The organism is Bradyrhizobium sp. AZCC 1719, assembly GCF_036924525.1.
In the GTDB taxonomy this organism is placed as follows: Bacteria; Pseudomonadota; Alphaproteobacteria; order Rhizobiales; family Xanthobacteraceae; genus Bradyrhizobium.
In genome coordinates this window covers 1,359,219-1,375,215 of sequence record NZ_JAZHRU010000001.1, presented here as the reverse complement: position 1 = coordinate 1,375,215, position 15,997 = coordinate 1,359,219, and the positions used below count along the sequence as shown (strand labels likewise).

Sequence of the window (15,997 nt, the reverse complement as noted above, 5' to 3'; positions counted from 1 at the left end):
CCAACGGTTCCACAGGGCGAAGCGATGCTTTGCCCGGGGACATTTCCGGTTTTGCTAGCAAGGCGTGATACCCATGGTCGGTTTTCCGCTGCTTCTGATTCCGCTCGCGATCTACAACATCATCGTCTTCCTGATGCCGGAGGTATCGTTCACCGATCCGCTGGTGAAGCTGACCTTGATGTCGGGCGCGGAATGGACGGTGACGCTGAGCGATGTGCTGCTGACGCTCAGCATCCTGCTGCTCCTCGCCGAGGTCATCAAAGGCGCGCGGCCCGGCGCGAAATATCTCACCGACCATCTGCTGTCGCTGATCGTGTTCGGAGCGGCGGCGGCTGAATTCGTGCTGTGGCCGAAGTTCGGCACCTCGACCTATTTCCTGATGACGGCCCTGTCGCTGGTCGATTTCGTCTCCGGCCTCGCATTGCGGACACGACGCCGTGCCGTCGCGGCGGCGCCGGCACCGCCGGTAAAAAGCGCCGAAAAGGCCGAGGCCCCGGCAGCCGAGCCCAAAATCGAGCCTGCACCGGCAGCAGCACCTTCGCCTGCGCCTGCTACACCAGCGGCAGCCTCTGTTGCCGAATCCGTGTTGAAGGATCACGCCGAACCGAAACCGGTGCAGCCCGCCGCCGCGCCCGAGGCGGCTTCAACGGCAGCCCCGTCGCCCGCAGTGTCGTCATCGGAAGCCCCTGCGCCAGAAGCCCCTGCACCCCAAGGCCCTGCACCCCAAGGCCCTACGCCCCAAGTTCCTACGCCCCAAGTCTCGTCGCCAGGACTACAGCCGGGCTCAGGTCCTCCGCCCTCGGATAAACCCGATACGCCTCAGCGCTGATCCATAGCGTTTTCGAGCGAAGTGGATACCGGTTCGCGTCAAGAAAACGCGTCAAAACAAGAATCTAGAGCCCGTTCTGATTCAATCGGAACCGGGCTCTAGATGGTTTGGCGTGTCCGGAAGCCGGTGTTGCAGCACCGGATCTGGCTGGCGCCATAGGCCGTCTGCGCGTCCGCCAGCGAGGCCCGTCTCAGGCCGCGGGTTTGCGGTGTCTGGTCGGCGGTTGCGATCAACTGCGCGAGGAAGGTCGGATCGGGCCGCGGCGTGGCCGCTCGCTGTGACCAATGCACGGACTGGGTGACCGGCACCAGCGCGACGCAGGCCGGCTCATCGACGTTGACGAACTCGCCGTCCAAAATTTCGTCTGATCGATCGATATCCAGCATCGCGCACCGCAACCGGCTAAAACTGTCACGTTTCGGGACGAAACGCCCCACTGCGATCTGACCTCGCAAGGCCTATGCCGCTCCCTTCCGCTTCGTTCCCGGCTAACCCGGAAAGTCCTTGAAACATGGTTTCCGGATTATTTATCAACTTCGCCTAGCCTCTCGTTCGAAACAGCCACTATCCTTAAGGCCCAAGGGAATCACCCGGCGGTGTCCCGAATCGAGGCGATCTGATGCCCCCTGTCCCGGAAGCCTCCAGCATTCTTGCCTCGCTAGGCCAGGCGGCTTTCGTTTGGGACCTGATAGCGGATACCATCGCCTGGAGCGACAATGCCGGCGCGGTTTTCACCGACATTCCGGCGGAAGCGCTGGCGAGTGGCGCCGGGTTCGCCGGGCTGATCGAGCCCTCCCGTTCGATCCGGACGGACGCCCTCACTCGATCGCCACCGCCGCGGGGCGGCGAAGGCGTCGCCTACCGCATCGAATATGGCGTGCGAGCCTCAAGCTCCGCGCCGGTACTCTGGATCGAGGAAACCGGTTGCTGGTTCGCAGGGCCTGACGGCAAGCCAGTGCGCGCGCAAGGCATTGTCCGCATCAACAATGAGCGTCGTGCCCGCGACGAGCAATTGCTGAAGCTCTCGATGCACGATCCGCTGACCGGTGAACTCAATCGCACGCATCTCATCGCCTCGCTGGCGGAAGCGATCGAGGAGGCCATGCGTCTCCGATCGACCTGCGCCTTCATGCTGATCGGGATCGATCATTTGGCGCGCGTCAACGACGCCTTCGGCTTCGATGTCGCGGACGCTGTGATTGCCGAAGTCGGAAAGCGCATCCGCGCCAAGCTGCGCGGCGGCGACGTGCTCGGGCGCTTCTCCGGCAACAAGTTCGGGCTGATCTTGAGGAACTGCACCGTCGACGACACCAATATCGCGGCCGAGCGCTTCCTGGCAGGGGTCCGCGACGAGGTAATCCCGACCAAATCCGGCCCCGTTTCGGTGACGGCCTCGATCGGTGCGATCAGCATCCCCCGTTACGCCCGCAATGCCGATGAGGCGGTCAATCGCGCCCAGGAAACGCTAGATGACGCCAAGCGCCGCCGCGCCGGATCGTTCTCGCTGTGGAAGCCGAACGTCGAGCGCGATGCCCAGCGCCGCGTCAACATCCGCGTCACCGACGAGATCGTCACTGCTTTGAACGAGCGGCGGATCGTCACCGCCTTCGAGCCCGTGGTCGAAGCGCGCTCGCGGCAGCCGGCATTTTACGAATGCCTGGTGCGGATGGAGCAGGAGGACGGGCAGGCGCTGCTGGCGCCCGATATCGTTCCGGTCGCCGAGCGATTGGGCCTGATCCGGCTGGTCGATCATCGCGTGCTCGAACTCGCGGTCGCCGAGCTCGCGGCGTCGCCGAACGTGCGGCTCAGCCTCAACATCTCGCCCGACACCACCATGGACCGGGATTGGTGGACCGGAATCGAATCGCTGATGCAGGCGCATCCCGGCGCCGGCGAGCGGCTGATCGTCGAGATCACCGAAACGGTTGCGATCCAGGACATCGACGATATCAGGGGCTTCATCACGCGACTGAAAAGCTTCGGCAGCCAGATCGCGATCGACGATTTCGGCGCCGGCTACACCTCGTTCCGCAACTTGCGCAAGCTCGGCGTCGATATCGTGAAGATCGACGGCGCCTTCGTGCAGAACATCGCGCGCTCCGCCGATGATCGTGCCTTCGTGCATACGCTGATCGATCTGGCCAACCGCCTGCAGATCAAGACGGTGGCGGAATGGGTGCAGGACGAGGAAGCCGCCGTGATGCTGCGCGAATGGGGCTGCGATTACATCCAGGGCCGCTTGATCGGGCTGGCGTCGCCGCAGCGGCCGTGGGCGGTGGCAGGCGATGCGGCGCTGCCGGCGGCGGGTGAGCTCGCGCGATAGTAAACGTCGTCATGCCCGGGCTTGTCCCGGGCATCCACGTCTTCCGCAACCGCTGCACCAAAAACGTGGATGGCCGGGACAAGCCCGGCCATGACGAAAGAATCAGCACCAGCGCAGGGAAGAGAAGATCACTCTTCCTTCTTCGGCTCTTTCGACATGCGCTCGAGGCGGTCCTGCATGTCCTTCATCTGGCGGCGAAGATCGTCGATATTGTCTCCGTCGGTCGACGGCTCCGGCACCTTTTCCGGCTCCGGCGAAGTCGATCCGGCGCGCGGCGGCACGAACGGCTTGAACATCGAGAACGTCTGCTGAAACAATTCCATGTTGCGGCGGACATGTTCTTCCAGCGGCGCGAACGGCGTGCCGCTGAAGGTGTTGGTGAGCTGCTTGCGGAATTTTTCCTGCTCGCGCGTCAGCGTATCGATCGACTGCTCCAGATATTTCGGCACCACCAACTGCATGCTGTCGCCGTAGAAGCGGATCAACTGCCGCAGGAAAGTCGTGGGCAACAGATTTTGTCCGGCTTTGTTTTCCTGTTCGAAGATGATCTGCGCCAGCACCTGGCGCGTAATGTCATCGCCGGTCTTGGCGTCGTAGACGAGAAAATCCTCGCCTTCCTTCACCATCGCTGCGAGATCCTCGAGCGTCACATAGGTGCTGGTGCCGGTATTATAGAGCCGCCGGTTGGCGTACTTCTTGATGGTCGTAGGTTGGTCTGACTTTGCCATAAGCTCACACATCGACACCGAGAGCAGGGAACCCGGCAGCTTCGCCGACGGGCAGACGAGCAACGCAAACGCAGCAAAGTAAGCATTTTCAATGCGGTTCGGCTACCGTTTTGTGCGGCACGGTTAATTCCAAGGCATGGACGCTGCTACCGAAACCCCCATGGGAACAATTTGAATGCGCCGCGGCAGGATTTTGGGCGCCGGCCGATTGACATGGGTCAACGAGGTTAACAACATAAGGCGAGAGACAGGCACGCCACCCCGGCCGCCCGCCGTCCAACAACCTCAAGCCCAAGAAACCCCATAAGGAGATGTCCATGTCAGACGATGTCGTCATCGTCAGCGCCGCCCGCACTCCGGTCGGCAGCTTCAACGGCGCGTTCGCCACCACCCCGGCCCATGACCTCGGCGCCATCGCCATCAAGGCCGCGCTGGAGCGGGCGGGTGTCGAGCCGGGCCAGGTCTCCGAAGTCATCATGGGCCAGATCCTGACCGCGGCGCAGGGCCAGAACCCGGCCCGTCAGGCCTCGATCAACGCCGGCATTCCGGTGGAGAGCCCGGCCTGGGGCGTCAACCAGCTCTGCGGCTCGGGCCTGCGCTCGGTCGCGCTCGGCTACCAGGCACTGCTGAACGGCGATTCCTCGATCGTGGTCGCGGGCGGCCAGGAATCGATGAGCATGGCCCCGCATGCGCAGTATCTGCGTGGTGGCGTCAAGATGGGGGGCTTCGAGCTGGTCGACACCATGATCAAGGACGGCCTGTGGGACGCCTTCAACGGCTATCACATGGGCAATACCGCCGAGAACGTTGCCAAGCAGTACCAGATCACCCGCGCCCAGCAGGACGAGTTCGCCGTTGCCTCGCAGAACAAGGCCGAGGCCGCGCAGAAGGCCGGCAAGTTCAAGGACGAGATCACGCCGGTCACCATCAAGACCCGCAAGGGCGACGTCGTGGTCGACACCGACGAATATCCGCGCCATGGCGCTACCCTCGATGCAATGGGCAAGCTCCGCGCGGCCTTCGAGAAGGACGGCACCGTGACCGCCGGCAACGCCTCGGGCATCAATGACGGCGCCGCCGCCGTCGTGCTGATGACCGCCAAGGAAGCAGCCAGGCAGGGCAAGAAGCCGATCGCCCGCATCGTCTCCTGGGGCCAGGCCGGCGTCGATCCCAAGATCATGGGTACCGGCCCGATCCCCGCCTCGCGCACTGCGCTGAAGAAGGCCGGCTGGAACGTCGGCGACCTCGACCTGATCGAGGCCAACGAGGCGTTCGCGGCGCAGGCTTGTGCGGTGAACAAGGATCTCGGCTGGGACACCAGCAAGGTCAACGTCAATGGCGGCGCGATCGCGATCGGCCACCCGATCGGTGCGTCGGGTGCGCGCGTGCTGGTGACGCTCTTGCACGAGATGCAGAAGCGCGATGCCAAGAAGGGCCTCGCCACGCTGTGCATCGGCGGCGGCATGGGAATCGCGATGTGCATCGCACGCGACTGAACTAAAGGCAGAGTGATCGGTTGAATGATGAAAAGATCATCTCGCAACCGCGGCTCGAATTGGTAAAGATGAAATGCCCGGTCTAGCGCCGGGCATTTTCGTCTTATGCAAGCGTTTTCAACAACGCTTCAAACCAAAGGCTGAGCTTCGTCAAAAGACCGGGACAATTCCGGCATAGAAAGAAGGCCACCAAGGAGGACTACGACATGGCACGTGTTGCACTGGTTACGGGAGGTACGCGAGGCATTGGCGCGGCGATCAGCAAGGCGCTGAAGGCTGCAGGCTACAAGGTTGCGGCAAGCTATGCCGGCAACGACGCCGCAGCCGAGAAATTCAAGTCCGAGACCGGCATCCCCGTCTACAAATGGGACGTCTCTTCGTTTGACGCCTGCGCTGATGGCATCAAGAAGGTCGAGGCTGATCTCGGTCCGATCGATGTGCTCGTCAACAATGCCGGCATCACCAAAGACGGCGCCTTCCACAAGATGACGCTCGAGCAGTGGAACGCGGTCATCAACACCAATCTCGGCTCGCTGTTCAACATGACGCGGCCGGTGATCGAGGGCATGCGCGCCCGCAAGTTCGGCCGCATCATCAACATCTCCTCGATCAACGGCCAGAAAGGACAGTTCGGCCAGGTCAACTATTCCGCCGCCAAGGCCGGCGACATCGGCTTCACCAAGGCGCTGGCGCTGGAGAATGCCAAGGGCGGCGTCACCGTGAACGCGATCTGCCCCGGCTACATCAACACCGAGATGGTGCAGGCGGTGCCGAAGGACGTGCTCGAGAAGAGCATTCTGCCGCTGATCCCGATCAATCGTCTCGGCGAGCCTGAAGAGATTGCCCGCGCGGTGGTGTTCCTGGCTGCCGACGAGGCCAGCGGCATCACCGGCTCGACCATGACGATCAACGGCGGCCAGTACTTGGTGTGATGATCGTCGCGTCATCGCGCGAAGCCGTTGCGTGCAGCAGCGACCAGTAAAAAGTCGTCATGCCCGGGCTTGTCCCGGGCATCCACGTCTTTACAACTAGCGGCAAGAAGGACGTGGATGGCCGGGATAAACCCGGCCATGACGGAAGAAGCTGAACACTTTTCAACGCATGACCTCCCGCACCGCTACCCTGATCGGACTGACCGCGATCCTGATGTGGTCGCTGCTGTCGGTGTTGACGGTCGCGACTGGGAAGATTCCCGCCTTCCAGCTCGCTGCCATGACATTTGCGATCGGCGCCCTGGTCGCTTTCGCAAGTTTCCTGTTCCGGCCCGCCGCCTTTGGCGCCTTGAAGCAGCCACCGGTCGCCTGGGTCGTCGGCGTTGGCGGATTGTTCGGCTATCACGCGCTGTATTTCCTCGCGTTGCGCTTTGCGCCGCCGGCCGAAGCCGGCTTGCTGAATTATCTCTGGCCGCTGCTGATCGTGCTGTTCTCGTCACTGCTGCCGGGCGAGCGGCTGGCGCCACATCACATCATCGGTGCGTTGCTCGGGCTTGCCGGCACGGTGCTGCTGTTCGCCGGCAACGGCGCCAGCTTTGCGCCAGGCCAGATCCCAGGGCTGGCTGCGGCCTTCGTCGCCGCCTTTGTGTGGGCCGCCTATTCGGTGATGTCGCGCAAGCTCAAGGCGGTGCCGACCGATGCGGTGGCCGGCTTCTGCCTCGCCACCGCGCTGCTGGCCGCGCTCGTCCATGGCATGGTGGAGAAGACGGTCTGGCCGGAAACGATCGGGCAGTGGCTAGCCGTCATCGCGCTCGGCGTCGGCCCTGTCGGTGCTGCGTTCTTCGTCTGGGATATCGGCATGAAGCGCGGCGATATCCGCGTGCTCGGAGCGGCGTCCTACGCGACGCCGCTATTATCGACCTTGTTTCTGATCCTCGCCGGCTTCGCGCAGCCGACCGCCACGATCGCCATTGCCGCGATCCTGATCGCCGGCGGCGGCCTGATCGCGGCGAAGGATATGGTGTGGCGGAAGTCTTAAGCGGCAGGCTTCCAGCCCGGTGGCTTGTACATCGCTTCCGGAATTTGCCCGAGTTCTGAGCGCTGCAGCTTCTCGGACGTCAGTCCGTAGAATTGCTGGAAGCTCATGATCAGCGGCCGCCATCTGTCGGGATCGACGCGGTTGGGCTCGCCATCCATCATGATTCCCGGATGCGCGTGCACGCGCGTGATGCGCGCCTCGATCGCGGCAAGATTGCCGCGCCAGACCGCATCCTCCTCGGCCATCTCGTGGACGCGTGCGACCTTGGCTTCGATCTGTACCGGGCATTCCAGCGCGCGGGGCGCCGCGACGGTTTCGCCCGGCATCGCAGTCAGGCCGCACAAGCCAAACTTGTCGCGCGCATGCCGATAGCCGCGCATCCGCTTGCCCGGCGGCACCGGATCCGAGCCGGTCGTGCGAGCCAGATGGTCGACCGCGCCGACGAGAGCGGCCGACGGCAGATTGAGCACGCACTCGCCTGTGCGGATCATGTTCTCGGTGGTCTTTGAGTTGGCCGCCAGCCCCAGCATGCAGCGCCAACCAACCCACCATGCCGACGACATCGGCGCGAGATTGAATGAACCGTCTTCATTGGTTGAGCCGATCAGAACGACCGGCGTGCCGAAATAGAGAATCGCCGGTTCGATCTGATGTGAAACGCTGAATGTCCCGTGCATTTTCCGCTCCTCGTGTTGTGGGGCGGAAACTATGTTCGAGAGCGCATCAAACCCACCCGATTCCCGATCGCGATTTTTCATTGCGGCGGGAACGAATGACGACTAGGTCGGCTCCCAGCCCTTCGGCGCCAGCTCGAATTTCGCAAACTCAAATCCCGGCGCCACGGTGCAGCCAACCAAAGTCCAATCGCCATTGCTCTCGGCGGCCTGCCAGGCGTGCGGCGGGACGATCGCCTGCGGCGCCTCGCCGGCGGCAAGATTCGCGCCGAGCCTCACGCTGCGTTGCCCATCATTATCAGCGATCCAGAGCGTCAGCGCCGCGCCCGCGTAATAATGCCAGGTCTCGACCGCATCGATGCGATGCCAATGCGAGCGTTCGCCGCGCGCCAACAGGAAATAGATCGCGGTCGATCGCGAACGCCCGGCGGCGTCCACGCTTTCATCGCGAAACGTCTCGCGATAATGCCCGCCTTCCGGATGCGGCTTCAGGTCGAGCCGCGCGATGATCTCGGCGGCTTGTTTTGGCAGCGCCATCAGGACTTGTTCTTGCGTTCGCGCAGCTCGCCGAAAACTTCGGCGGCGCTGGCGCCCTTCATGTGCAGTTTGGCCGCCACCGACGGCTCGTCGGCGCGCAGGAACACGTTGGCTTTTTTCTCATCGCCCAAGAGCACCGGGATCGTCGGCTTGTTGTCGGCGCGCAGCCGCGTAACTTCCTCGGCGCGCGCCTTCAGCGCCGGATTGTCGCCGTCGACCGTGAGCGCGAATTTGACGTTGGAAGCAGTATATTCATGGCCGCAATAGAGCTTGAAATCGTCCGGCAGCGCACGGAGCTTCAACAGGGAATCCCACATCATCGGATAATTGCCCTCGAACACCCGGCCGCAGCCGATCGAGAACAGCGTGTCGGCGGCAAACACCGCCTTTTCGTTATCGAATACATAGGAGATATGATCGAGCGTGTGCCCCGGCGTTTCCAGCACCCGGGCCAGCAGGCTTCCCACCTTGACTACGTCGCCATGGGCAGCGCGCAGGTCGACATTGGCAATCTTGGTGGACTTGTCGTGCGGTGCAACGACGCGGCAATTATATTTCTGCTTCAGCTCGGCGATGCCGCCGACATGGTCGTGATGGTGATGAGTGACGAGAATATCCGTCAGCGTCCAGCCTTCGCGCTCCAGCGCCTTGATGATCGGGGCGGCTTCCGGCGCGTCGATCGATGCGGTGGCCTTGGTCGCGGGATCATGGATCAAATAGCCGAAATTGTCGTTGAGGCAGGTGAAGGTACGAATTTCCGCGGCCATGACAGCTCCGTGGTTAAGGCTTTCAGCCCCATCATCTGCAAGAAATATGGCGTTAACGCTTGCGCGGCAATGCCATTTTCGGCGCGCCGCAATGAAACACGGTGTGGTAGATTGCGCCCATGACCATCGACGTCATCGATCTCCGGGATTTCTACTCGCAACGCCTTGGCATCGTGGCGCGGCAGTTGATCAACCGCGGCATTCGGGCGCGCTGGCCCGATGCGGCGGGACAGCGCGTGCTCGGGCTCGGCTATCCGACGCCCTATCTCGGGCTGTTTCGCGAGGATTCGGAGCGCTGCATCGCCTTCATGCCGGCGGCGCAGGGCGTCCTGAAATGGCCGACGGGGCGGCCGGCGCTGGCATCTCTGATCGATGAATTCTCGATGCCGCTACCGGACGCCGCGGTGGATCGGATCTTGCTGGTTCACGCGCTGGAGATGTCCGACGACCCGGAGCGCTTGTTGCGCGAGGTGTGGCGGGTGCTGGCACCGTCCGGCCGGCTGATTGCGGTGATCCCGAACCGGCGGGGCGTGTGGACGCGCACCGACAATACGCCGTTCGGTCACGGCCGGCCCTATTCGCGCGCGCAGATCACGCAATTGCTGCGGCAGACCTGGTTCACGCCGGCGGCGTGGGGCGAGGCGCTGTTTCTGCCGCCGGTCGGCAATAGCTGGTTTCTGCGCTCGGCGATGGCGTGGGAGCGTGTCGGCGCCGCGCTGTCGCTGCCGTTCGCCGGCGTCCATATCGTGGAAGCGACCAAACAGGTCTATCGCGCGATCCCCGCGGGCCGCGAACGTACGCGGTTGATTCCGTCGCTGGAGCCGGCGCTGGTGCCGTCATCGACGGCAACGCGGGATAAGCTCGGAGAATCGTAGGGTGGGCAAAGGCGCGCTAGCGCCGTGCCCACCATTTCATCCTCAGTCTTTGCAGCAAGTTGGTGGGCACGCTTGCGCTTTGCCCACCCTACGAAGACGAACGATTACTCATTCCCCGGATTGAAATCTTCGCTTGGCGCAGCGGGCGCGGCCATGTTGTCGGGGCGCGGGCCGTGCGGCCGGCGGCGCCGGCGCGGGAAACGCTCGCCGCGGCCCTCTTCATATCCGCCGGGCGCACCGTTCACCTGCGGCTGCGGGCCGGTGATGAAGGAAGGCAGGCGATCGACCCCGCCGGTATCGGCAATCACCGGCTGCGGCTGAGTTTGCGGCTGATACTGCGGCTGCGGACGGTGCTCGCGATCGCGATGGTGTTCGCGCGGCTGGTGGTCGCGCTGATAGGGCTGGTTGTCGCCGCGCTGTTCGCGTTCGCGCGGATTGTTGTCGCGGATATACGGCTGTGGCTGCTGCGGGACGAAGCCCGGCTCCTGGCCGAAATGCGAAAAGCTCTCGCCCTCGTCGTCACCGTCGTCCGTCGGCTGCATTTCGGTGTCGATGCGCGGCTGCGGCTGGTTCTGCCGGAACTGCTCCTGCGCAGCAGCGATCAGGCGGAAATAATGCTCGGCGTGCTGGTAGTAATTCTCGGCCGCGACGGGGTCGCCGGAAGAGCGCGCGTCGCGCGCTAGCTGAACGTATTTTTCCGCGACGTGCGAAGCGGTGCCGCGGATCTTGATGTCAGGACCGTTGGATTCGAACACCCGAGTCATCGGGTTCTGACCGCGCCGGCCATCGTTCCGGTTACTGCCTTGGTTCCGGTTACGCATCCGCTTGTTGTTCTGACCGTTTCTCATGTCTCGCCTTTTATTCCAGCCCTGATGTTTTGCAGTTGCCGTCGTAGCCTGATCCGATCCGGCGCGCACTCAGGGCGCACCGAATCACGATGCCGTTCAAATTCATGTCGTCGATTTCGCCAACCCTCGCGTTCAGCAAAGACGCGTTCCCCAATCGGCGGCGTACATTTGCCCGCCGGATCAAATCATTCAGCCTGCCAAAACCAGTCTAACCGCCTTGCGTGACGGCTTCGCGTGACTGGCTGTTGCGTAAGTCTTCAAGCGCAATATCAGGCTTTCGTTCGCTTTACGGTCGAGAGCAGCACAGCTCCAGCTATTGCGCTCGATTCGACCTGCGTTTGGAACCTTTCACCCGGCGGGCTCTCGTTTCGAGAAACTCTGGCCTCACCCGCATGATCTTACGGGGCCAGCAACCCTGGACCGATGTTGTGAGCGGAACGTAGTCGCTCCGGGGGAATATTCCAAGGGGTTTTTTTGCGTTCCAAAAGGACTTTATCGGGCCATTTTGTGGCCCGCGACCGCCCTCGGAATGCCCGCCAGATCGGCCTTGGGCGCCGTTGCAGGCATTAACCCTGCGCTCGTCATCAGGGCCTGGATTGGGCCGCTTTGGCCCTCGCCGGCCTCCACGACCAAGGCGGCACCCGGGGCGAGGAGGCCGGCCGCCTGGGGGATCAACGCGCGGTAGGCGTCCAGCCCGTCGGCGCCACCATCGAGCGCGGCGAGCGGGTCATGATTTCTCACCTCCACCGCCAGACTGCCGATATCCGCCGACCGGACATAGGGCGGGTTCGAGACGATCAGATCGAACGAACCGGATAGTCCGCGCGCGTAATCGCAGGCGATGAACGTCGCGCGCTCCGAGAGGCCGACGCAGGCGGCATTGGCCGCAGCGGTCTGCAGCGCCGCTTCGGAGATGTCAGTTCCGAATCCCTCGGCCGCCGGCAATTCGGACAACAGCGCGAGAAGAATTGCGCCGGAACCGGTGCCGAGATCGGCGATACGCATCGGAAGAGCGAGATCGCCGCCGGCGCGTAGCAGTTCCAGCGCCAGTTCGACCACCGTCTCGGTATCGGGCCGCGGCACCAGCGTTGCGGACGAGAGTTGCAAGGGCAGACCCCAAAACTCCTTCTCGCCGAGAATGCGGGCGACCGGCTCGCCTGCGAGACGTCGGCGGGCGAATTCCTCAAGGTGAGCCGATTCGTCCGAGGTGAGCTCGCGCTGCGCGACCGATATCAAGCCGGTCAGGTTGAGGCCCAGCGCATGGCCTGTCAGAATCCGCGCATCGAGTTCGGCGGATTCGATGGCGGCGGTTTTGAGTCTCGCCGCGAGCACGCGCCGCGCGGCCTCGACTGTCTGGCCGACGAAATCCGTCATGCGGCGTTCCCGCGGAAATCTCTCCACGCAGGGACGACGGCGAAGTTGTCACTCACGCTGCCGCGCCCTGTGCGGCAAGCTGGGCAGCCTGGTGCTCGGTCGTCAACGCGTCGATCAGTTCGCCCAGTGCTTCGCCCGCAATCACCTGCGGCAATTTGTAGAGCGTCAAATTGATGCGGTGATCGGTGACGCGGCCCTGCGGGAAATTATAGGTGCGGATGCGCTCGCTTCGGTCGCCGGAGCCGACCTTCTCCTTGCGGTCAGCGGAGCGCGCGGCGTCGGCGCGCTGGCGCTCGGCGTCATAGATGCGCGAGCGCAGGATGTTCATCGCGGAAGCGCGGTTTTTGTGCTGCGAGCGGCTGTCCTGCATCATCACCACGATGCCGGTCGGAATGTGCGTGATACGGATCGCGGATTCGGTCTTGTTGACGTGCTGGCCGCCGGCGCCCTGCGCACGCATGGTTTCGATCCGCAGATCTTCATTCTTTATGTCGACATCGACATCCTCGACCTCGGGCAGTACCGCCACCGTTGCAGCCGAGGTGTGAATCCGCCCCTGCGTTTCCGTGTCGGGCACGCGCTGCACGCGGTGCACGCCGGATTCGAACTTCAGCTTGGCGAACGCGCCGCGGCCCTGCACCTCGGCGATGATTTCCTTGTAGCCGCCCACGGTACCTTCCGAGGCCGAGATCACGTCGACCTTCCAGCCCTGCAAGGCGGCAAACCGCTCATACATGCGGAACAGGTCGCCGGCGAACAGCGAGGCTTCGTCGCCGCCGGTGCCGGCGCGGATTTCCAGCATCACGTTGCGGTCGTCCATGGCGTCCTTGGGCAACAGCGCCACGCGAATCTTCTGCTCGAGGTCAGCGACGCGCGCCTGCAGCGTTTCGAGCTCGGCTTCGGCCATGCTGCGGATTTCGGGATCGGTGCCGGCATCAGCCAACAGCGATTCGGCGCCCGCAATCTCGGCCCGCGCCGTCCGATACGCCTTGACTGCATCGATCAGCGGATTGAGCTCGGCGAGCTCGCGCGTGATCTGCACGTACTTTTCGGAATTCACCTGGCCCAGCAGCTCGGCCTCGAGCGAGGCATGATGGGCGAGCAGGATATCGAGTTTGGCTTCGGGCAACATGGCGTAGTTCTCAGGCAGCGGATACGGAAAGGTGGCGTTGTCGGGACTGAGCCTCGCTACAACGACAGCCCCTCGGCTTCCGCGAATTCCGTCAGCTTCTGCCGAATCGAGACGCTGCCGGCTGGCGCGTCGAGCAGCGGCATCAGGACAGCTTCCGCCTTTTTGGCATCGAGGTCGAGGATCATCGCCTTGACCGGGCCGTGCGCGGTGGCCGACAGCGACAGCGAGCGGTAGCCGAGCGCGATCAGCGCCAGCGCGCCGAGCGGCTTTGAGGCCATCTCGCCGCATAGCGAGGCCATCTTCTTCGCAGCTTGCGCCTTGCGCACGATATCGCGCAGCGCGCGCAGGATCGGCACCGACATGGTGTCGAACCGTTCGGAAACTTTTGCGTTGCCGCGGTCGACCGCAAACAAGAACTGGAACAGGTCGTTCGAACCGACCGAAACGAAATCGACCTTCTTCAAGAGTTCGTCGAGTTGATAGAGCAGCGCCGGCACTTCCACCATGGTGCCGACGTCGATACGTTCCGGTAGCGCGTGGCCATGCTGGCGCAGGTAGGTCAGTTCGCGCTCGACGATGGCCTTGGCCTGGTCGAATTCGGCGACATCCGAAATCATCGGAAACATGATCTTCAGCGCCCGGCCGCCGCCGGCCCGCAGCAGCGCGCGAATCTGGCCGCGCAATAGTCCGGGACGGTCGAGCCCGAGCCGGATCGCGCGCCAGCCGAGCGCCGGGTTTTCCTCGATCACGGTCTCCATATAGGGCAGCGCCTTGTCGCCGCCAATATCGAGGGTGCGGAACGTGACCGGCTTGGAGCCGGCGGCGTCCAGCACGGTGCGATAGAGCGCGAGTTGGTCGGAAGAGCGTGGCAGGTTCTGGCCGACCATGAACTGCAGCTCGGTGCGGAACAGCCCGATGCCGGCGCTGCCGGTGTCGTCGATATGCGGCAGGTCGATGACGAGGCCCGCATTGATCATCAGTTCGACCGGCTGGCCGTCCTTGGTCACACAGGGTTTGTCGCGCAGCGCGGCATACTGCGCCTGCCGCCGCGCGCGAAACCGCACCCGCTCGGCATAGGCCGATTCGATCTCGGCTGAGGGGCGGACATAGATCGAGCCCGAGGTGCCGTCGACGATGATGGGATCGCCGGGGTCGGCAATGCCGGGCGCGTTCGGGACTTCGCCGACCGCGGGGATTCCGAGCGCGCGCGCCACGATCGAGACGTGGGAATTGGCAGTGCCTTCCTCCAGCACCAGGCCGCGCAGCCGCTTGCGATCGTAGTCGAGCAGCGCCGCCGGTCCCATCGCGCGCGCGATCAGGATGGCGTTTTCGGGAAGCTGCTCGCGCGAGGGCGCATGATCCTGGCCGACCAGTTGCCGCATCAGGCGGTGGCCGAGATCTTCCAGGTCGTGCAGGCGGTCGCGCAGATAAGGATCGGTCGAGCGCAGCATCCGCGCGCGGGTGTCGGACTGTACGCGCTCGACCGCGGCTTCCGCGGTGAGGCCGGTAGCGACCGCCTCATGCAGCTTGTGCGACCAGCCGTGGTCGTTGGCAAACATCCGGTAGGCTTCCAGCACCTCGCGGTGCTCGCCGCCATCGGCAACGTCGCCGCGCTCCAGCATGCGGTCGAGATCGGCGCGCAGCTTGGTCAGCGCTGCATCCAGTTTCTTGATTTCCTTCGGCAGGTCTTCGGCGATGTAGTTGGTGATGACGACGCGCGGCTCGTGCAGCACGACATGGCCGAGCGCAATGCCGTCGGAGAGGATCGCGCCGGTCTTGTGCAGGGAATGCCGCGCCGCCGGTTCCGCGCCGGGTTGCGCCAGCGCCGCCAGTTCGCCGGAGGCAATCATCTCCGCCAGCACCATGGCGGTGGTCTGCAGCGCCTCGACCTCTTCCTCGACATAGGTGCGCTTGGCGCGGTTCTGCACCACCAGCACGCCGAGCGTGTTGCCGGCGCGCAAGATCGGCACGCCGAGGAACGAATGGTAGATTTCTTCGCCGGTTTCCGGGCGGAACGAGAACGCCGGGTGGCTTTGCGCGTCCGAGAGGTTGAGCGGGCTGGCCTCGCTGGCGACGAGGCCGACGAGACCCTCGTGCGCGTTCAGCACGGTGCGGTGCACCGCGTCGCGGTTCAGACCCTCGGTGGCGTAAAGCTCGAGCGTGTTATCGATGCGCAGCACGTAGCAGGAGCAGACCTCGGCCACCATGTTGGCCGCGATCAACACCACGATCTTGTCCAGGCGTTCCTGCGCCGAGACCTTCTCCGCCATGGTTTCGCGAAGCCGTCTCAACAAGACGCGGGGACCTCCCGACGTGCTCCGCATGTGCTGGTATCCTCCCCCGCGAGGCCAGCCCGCCGGGTGGCCGGTAGCTGGCGTGAAACGCACGAAAAACAACAATTTTATTCATTCGGCGCTGCCGCAGGGCGCCGGATCCCGGCCGA

The 15,997-nt window shown here is 63.8% G+C and carries 15 protein-coding genes; 6 read left to right on the top strand and 9 right to left on the bottom strand.

Annotated features, from left to right (window positions below):
• The first annotated feature begins 73 nt into the window (after nt 1-73).
• Nucleotides 74-829, top strand: a complete 756-nt coding sequence (locus V1292_RS06635) for a hypothetical protein (protein WP_334371209.1) — start codon at nt 74-76, stop codon at nt 827-829.
• Nucleotides 830-927: 98 nt separating this feature from the next.
• On the opposite strand, the gene V1292_RS06630 is transcribed toward V1292_RS06635, so the two are convergent.
• Nucleotides 928-1,215, bottom strand: a complete 288-nt coding sequence (locus tag V1292_RS06630; RefSeq protein ID WP_334371207.1) for a hypothetical protein — start codon at nt 1,213-1,215, stop codon at nt 928-930.
• A 233-nt stretch (nt 1,216-1,448) separates the two neighbouring features.
• Between V1292_RS06630 and V1292_RS06625 the strand changes: the two genes are divergently transcribed.
• Nucleotides 1,449-3,152, top strand: a complete 1,704-nt coding sequence (locus V1292_RS06625; protein WP_334371206.1) for a putative bifunctional diguanylate cyclase/phosphodiesterase — start codon at nt 1,449-1,451, stop codon at nt 3,150-3,152.
• 128 nt (nt 3,153-3,280) lie between these two features.
• On the opposite strand, the gene phaR is transcribed toward V1292_RS06625, so the two are convergent.
• Entirely contained in the window at nt 3,281-3,880 is a 600-nt protein-coding gene (gene phaR / locus V1292_RS06620) for a polyhydroxyalkanoate synthesis repressor PhaR (RefSeq protein ID WP_334371204.1), read from the bottom strand.
• A gap of 317 nt (nt 3,881-4,197) precedes the next feature.
• Here phaR and V1292_RS06615 point away from each other — a divergent pair, with 317 nt between their 5' ends.
• The 3 genes from V1292_RS06615 to yddG all read left to right on the top strand — a co-directional run bounded on the left by V1292_RS06615 (nt 4,198) and on the right by yddG (nt 7,347).
• Complete coding sequence (locus tag V1292_RS06615) at nt 4,198-5,376, top strand: acetyl-CoA C-acetyltransferase (RefSeq protein ID WP_334371202.1); 1,179 nt, start codon at nt 4,198-4,200, stop codon at nt 5,374-5,376.
• Nucleotides 5,377-5,582: 206 nt separating this feature from the next.
• Complete coding sequence (gene phbB / locus V1292_RS06610) at nt 5,583-6,308, top strand: acetoacetyl-CoA reductase (protein WP_334371201.1); 726 nt, start codon at nt 5,583-5,585, stop codon at nt 6,306-6,308.
• A 169-nt stretch (nt 6,309-6,477) separates the two neighbouring features.
• Nucleotides 6,478-7,347, top strand: a complete 870-nt coding sequence (gene yddG, locus V1292_RS06605) for an aromatic amino acid exporter YddG (RefSeq protein ID WP_334371199.1) — start codon at nt 6,478-6,480, stop codon at nt 7,345-7,347.
• Here yddG and V1292_RS06600 read toward each other — a convergent pair.
• The 3 genes from V1292_RS06600 to gloB all read right to left on the bottom strand — a co-directional run bounded on the left by V1292_RS06600 (nt 7,344) and on the right by gloB (nt 9,325).
• Nucleotides 7,344-8,024, bottom strand: a complete 681-nt coding sequence (locus V1292_RS06600) for a flavin reductase family protein (RefSeq protein WP_334371197.1) — start codon at nt 8,022-8,024, stop codon at nt 7,344-7,346. The two genes, yddG and V1292_RS06600, sit on opposite strands and share 4 nt — an antisense overlap.
• A 102-nt stretch (nt 8,025-8,126) precedes the next feature.
• Nucleotides 8,127-8,558, bottom strand: coding sequence for a cupin domain-containing protein (locus V1292_RS06595; protein ID WP_442895499.1), 432 nt, complete (start codon nt 8,556-8,558; stop codon nt 8,127-8,129).
• On the bottom strand, nt 8,558-9,325 hold the full coding sequence (gene gloB / locus V1292_RS06590; protein ID WP_334371195.1) for a hydroxyacylglutathione hydrolase: 768 nt from the start codon (nt 9,323-9,325) through the stop codon (nt 8,558-8,560). Before gloB ends, V1292_RS06595 begins: the two co-directional genes overlap by 1 nt.
• A gap of 119 nt (nt 9,326-9,444) precedes the next feature.
• On the opposite strand from gloB, the gene V1292_RS06585 reads away from it, so the two are divergent.
• Nucleotides 9,445-10,200, top strand: a complete 756-nt coding sequence (locus tag V1292_RS06585) for a methyltransferase domain-containing protein (protein ID WP_334371193.1) — start codon at nt 9,445-9,447, stop codon at nt 10,198-10,200.
• 104 nt (nt 10,201-10,304) lie between these two features.
• On the opposite strand, the gene V1292_RS06580 is transcribed toward V1292_RS06585, so the two are convergent.
• The 4 genes from V1292_RS06580 to ptsP form a co-directional block, all read right to left on the bottom strand.
• Nucleotides 10,305-11,048 (bottom strand): DUF4167 domain-containing protein, encoded by a 744-nt coding sequence (locus tag V1292_RS06580; protein ID WP_334371191.1) that lies wholly within the window; start codon nt 11,046-11,048, stop codon nt 10,305-10,307.
• Between the two features lie 492 nt (nt 11,049-11,540).
• Nucleotides 11,541-12,422, bottom strand: coding sequence for a peptide chain release factor N(5)-glutamine methyltransferase (prmC, locus tag V1292_RS06575; protein WP_334371189.1), 882 nt, complete (start codon nt 12,420-12,422; stop codon nt 11,541-11,543).
• A 52-nt stretch (nt 12,423-12,474) separates the two neighbouring features.
• On the bottom strand, nt 12,475-13,554 hold the full coding sequence (gene prfA / locus V1292_RS06570; RefSeq protein ID WP_065746589.1) for a peptide chain release factor 1: 1,080 nt from the start codon (nt 13,552-13,554) through the stop codon (nt 12,475-12,477).
• A gap of 56 nt (nt 13,555-13,610) precedes the next feature.
• A complete protein-coding gene (gene ptsP, locus V1292_RS06565; RefSeq protein ID WP_334371187.1) occupies nt 13,611-15,878 on the bottom strand; it encodes a phosphoenolpyruvate--protein phosphotransferase in 2,268 nt (755 codons plus the stop codon).
• Between the last annotated feature and the right edge of the window lie 119 nt (nt 15,879-15,997).

What these genes read in the sequence shown, in the direction of transcription:
- prmC (WP_334371189.1), bottom strand. Translation starts at nt 12,422, where the DNA reads ATGACGGATTTCGTCGGCCAGACAGTCGAGGCCGCGCGGCGCGTGCTC.
- phbB (WP_334371201.1), top strand. Translation starts at nt 5,583, where the DNA reads ATGGCACGTGTTGCACTGGTTACGGGAGGTACGCGAGGCATTGGCGCG.
- ptsP (WP_334371187.1), bottom strand. Translation starts at nt 15,878, where the DNA reads ATGCGGAGCACGTCGGGAGGTCCCCGCGTCTTGTTGAGACGGCTTCGC.
- V1292_RS06615 (WP_334371202.1), top strand. Translation starts at nt 4,198, where the DNA reads ATGTCAGACGATGTCGTCATCGTCAGCGCCGCCCGCACTCCGGTCGGC.
- gloB (WP_334371195.1), bottom strand. Translation starts at nt 9,325, where the DNA reads ATGGCCGCGGAAATTCGTACCTTCACCTGCCTCAACGACAATTTCGGC.
- V1292_RS06625 (WP_334371206.1), top strand. Translation starts at nt 1,449, where the DNA reads ATGCCCCCTGTCCCGGAAGCCTCCAGCATTCTTGCCTCGCTAGGCCAG.
- V1292_RS06595 (WP_442895499.1), bottom strand. Translation starts at nt 8,558, where the DNA reads ATGGCGCTGCCAAAACAAGCCGCCGAGATCATCGCGCGGCTCGACCTG.
- yddG (WP_334371199.1), top strand. Translation starts at nt 6,478, where the DNA reads ATGACCTCCCGCACCGCTACCCTGATCGGACTGACCGCGATCCTGATG.
- prfA (WP_065746589.1), bottom strand. Translation starts at nt 13,554, where the DNA reads ATGTTGCCCGAAGCCAAACTCGATATCCTGCTCGCCCATCATGCCTCG.
- V1292_RS06600 (WP_334371197.1), bottom strand. Translation starts at nt 8,024, where the DNA reads ATGCACGGGACATTCAGCGTTTCACATCAGATCGAACCGGCGATTCTC.
- V1292_RS06585 (WP_334371193.1), top strand. Translation starts at nt 9,445, where the DNA reads ATGACCATCGACGTCATCGATCTCCGGGATTTCTACTCGCAACGCCTT.
- V1292_RS06580 (WP_334371191.1), bottom strand. Translation starts at nt 11,048, where the DNA reads ATGAGAAACGGTCAGAACAACAAGCGGATGCGTAACCGGAACCAAGGC.
- phaR (WP_334371204.1), bottom strand. Translation starts at nt 3,880, where the DNA reads ATGGCAAAGTCAGACCAACCTACGACCATCAAGAAGTACGCCAACCGG.
- V1292_RS06630 (WP_334371207.1), bottom strand. Translation starts at nt 1,215, where the DNA reads ATGCTGGATATCGATCGATCAGACGAAATTTTGGACGGCGAGTTCGTC.
- V1292_RS06635 (WP_334371209.1), top strand. Translation starts at nt 74, where the DNA reads ATGGTCGGTTTTCCGCTGCTTCTGATTCCGCTCGCGATCTACAACATC.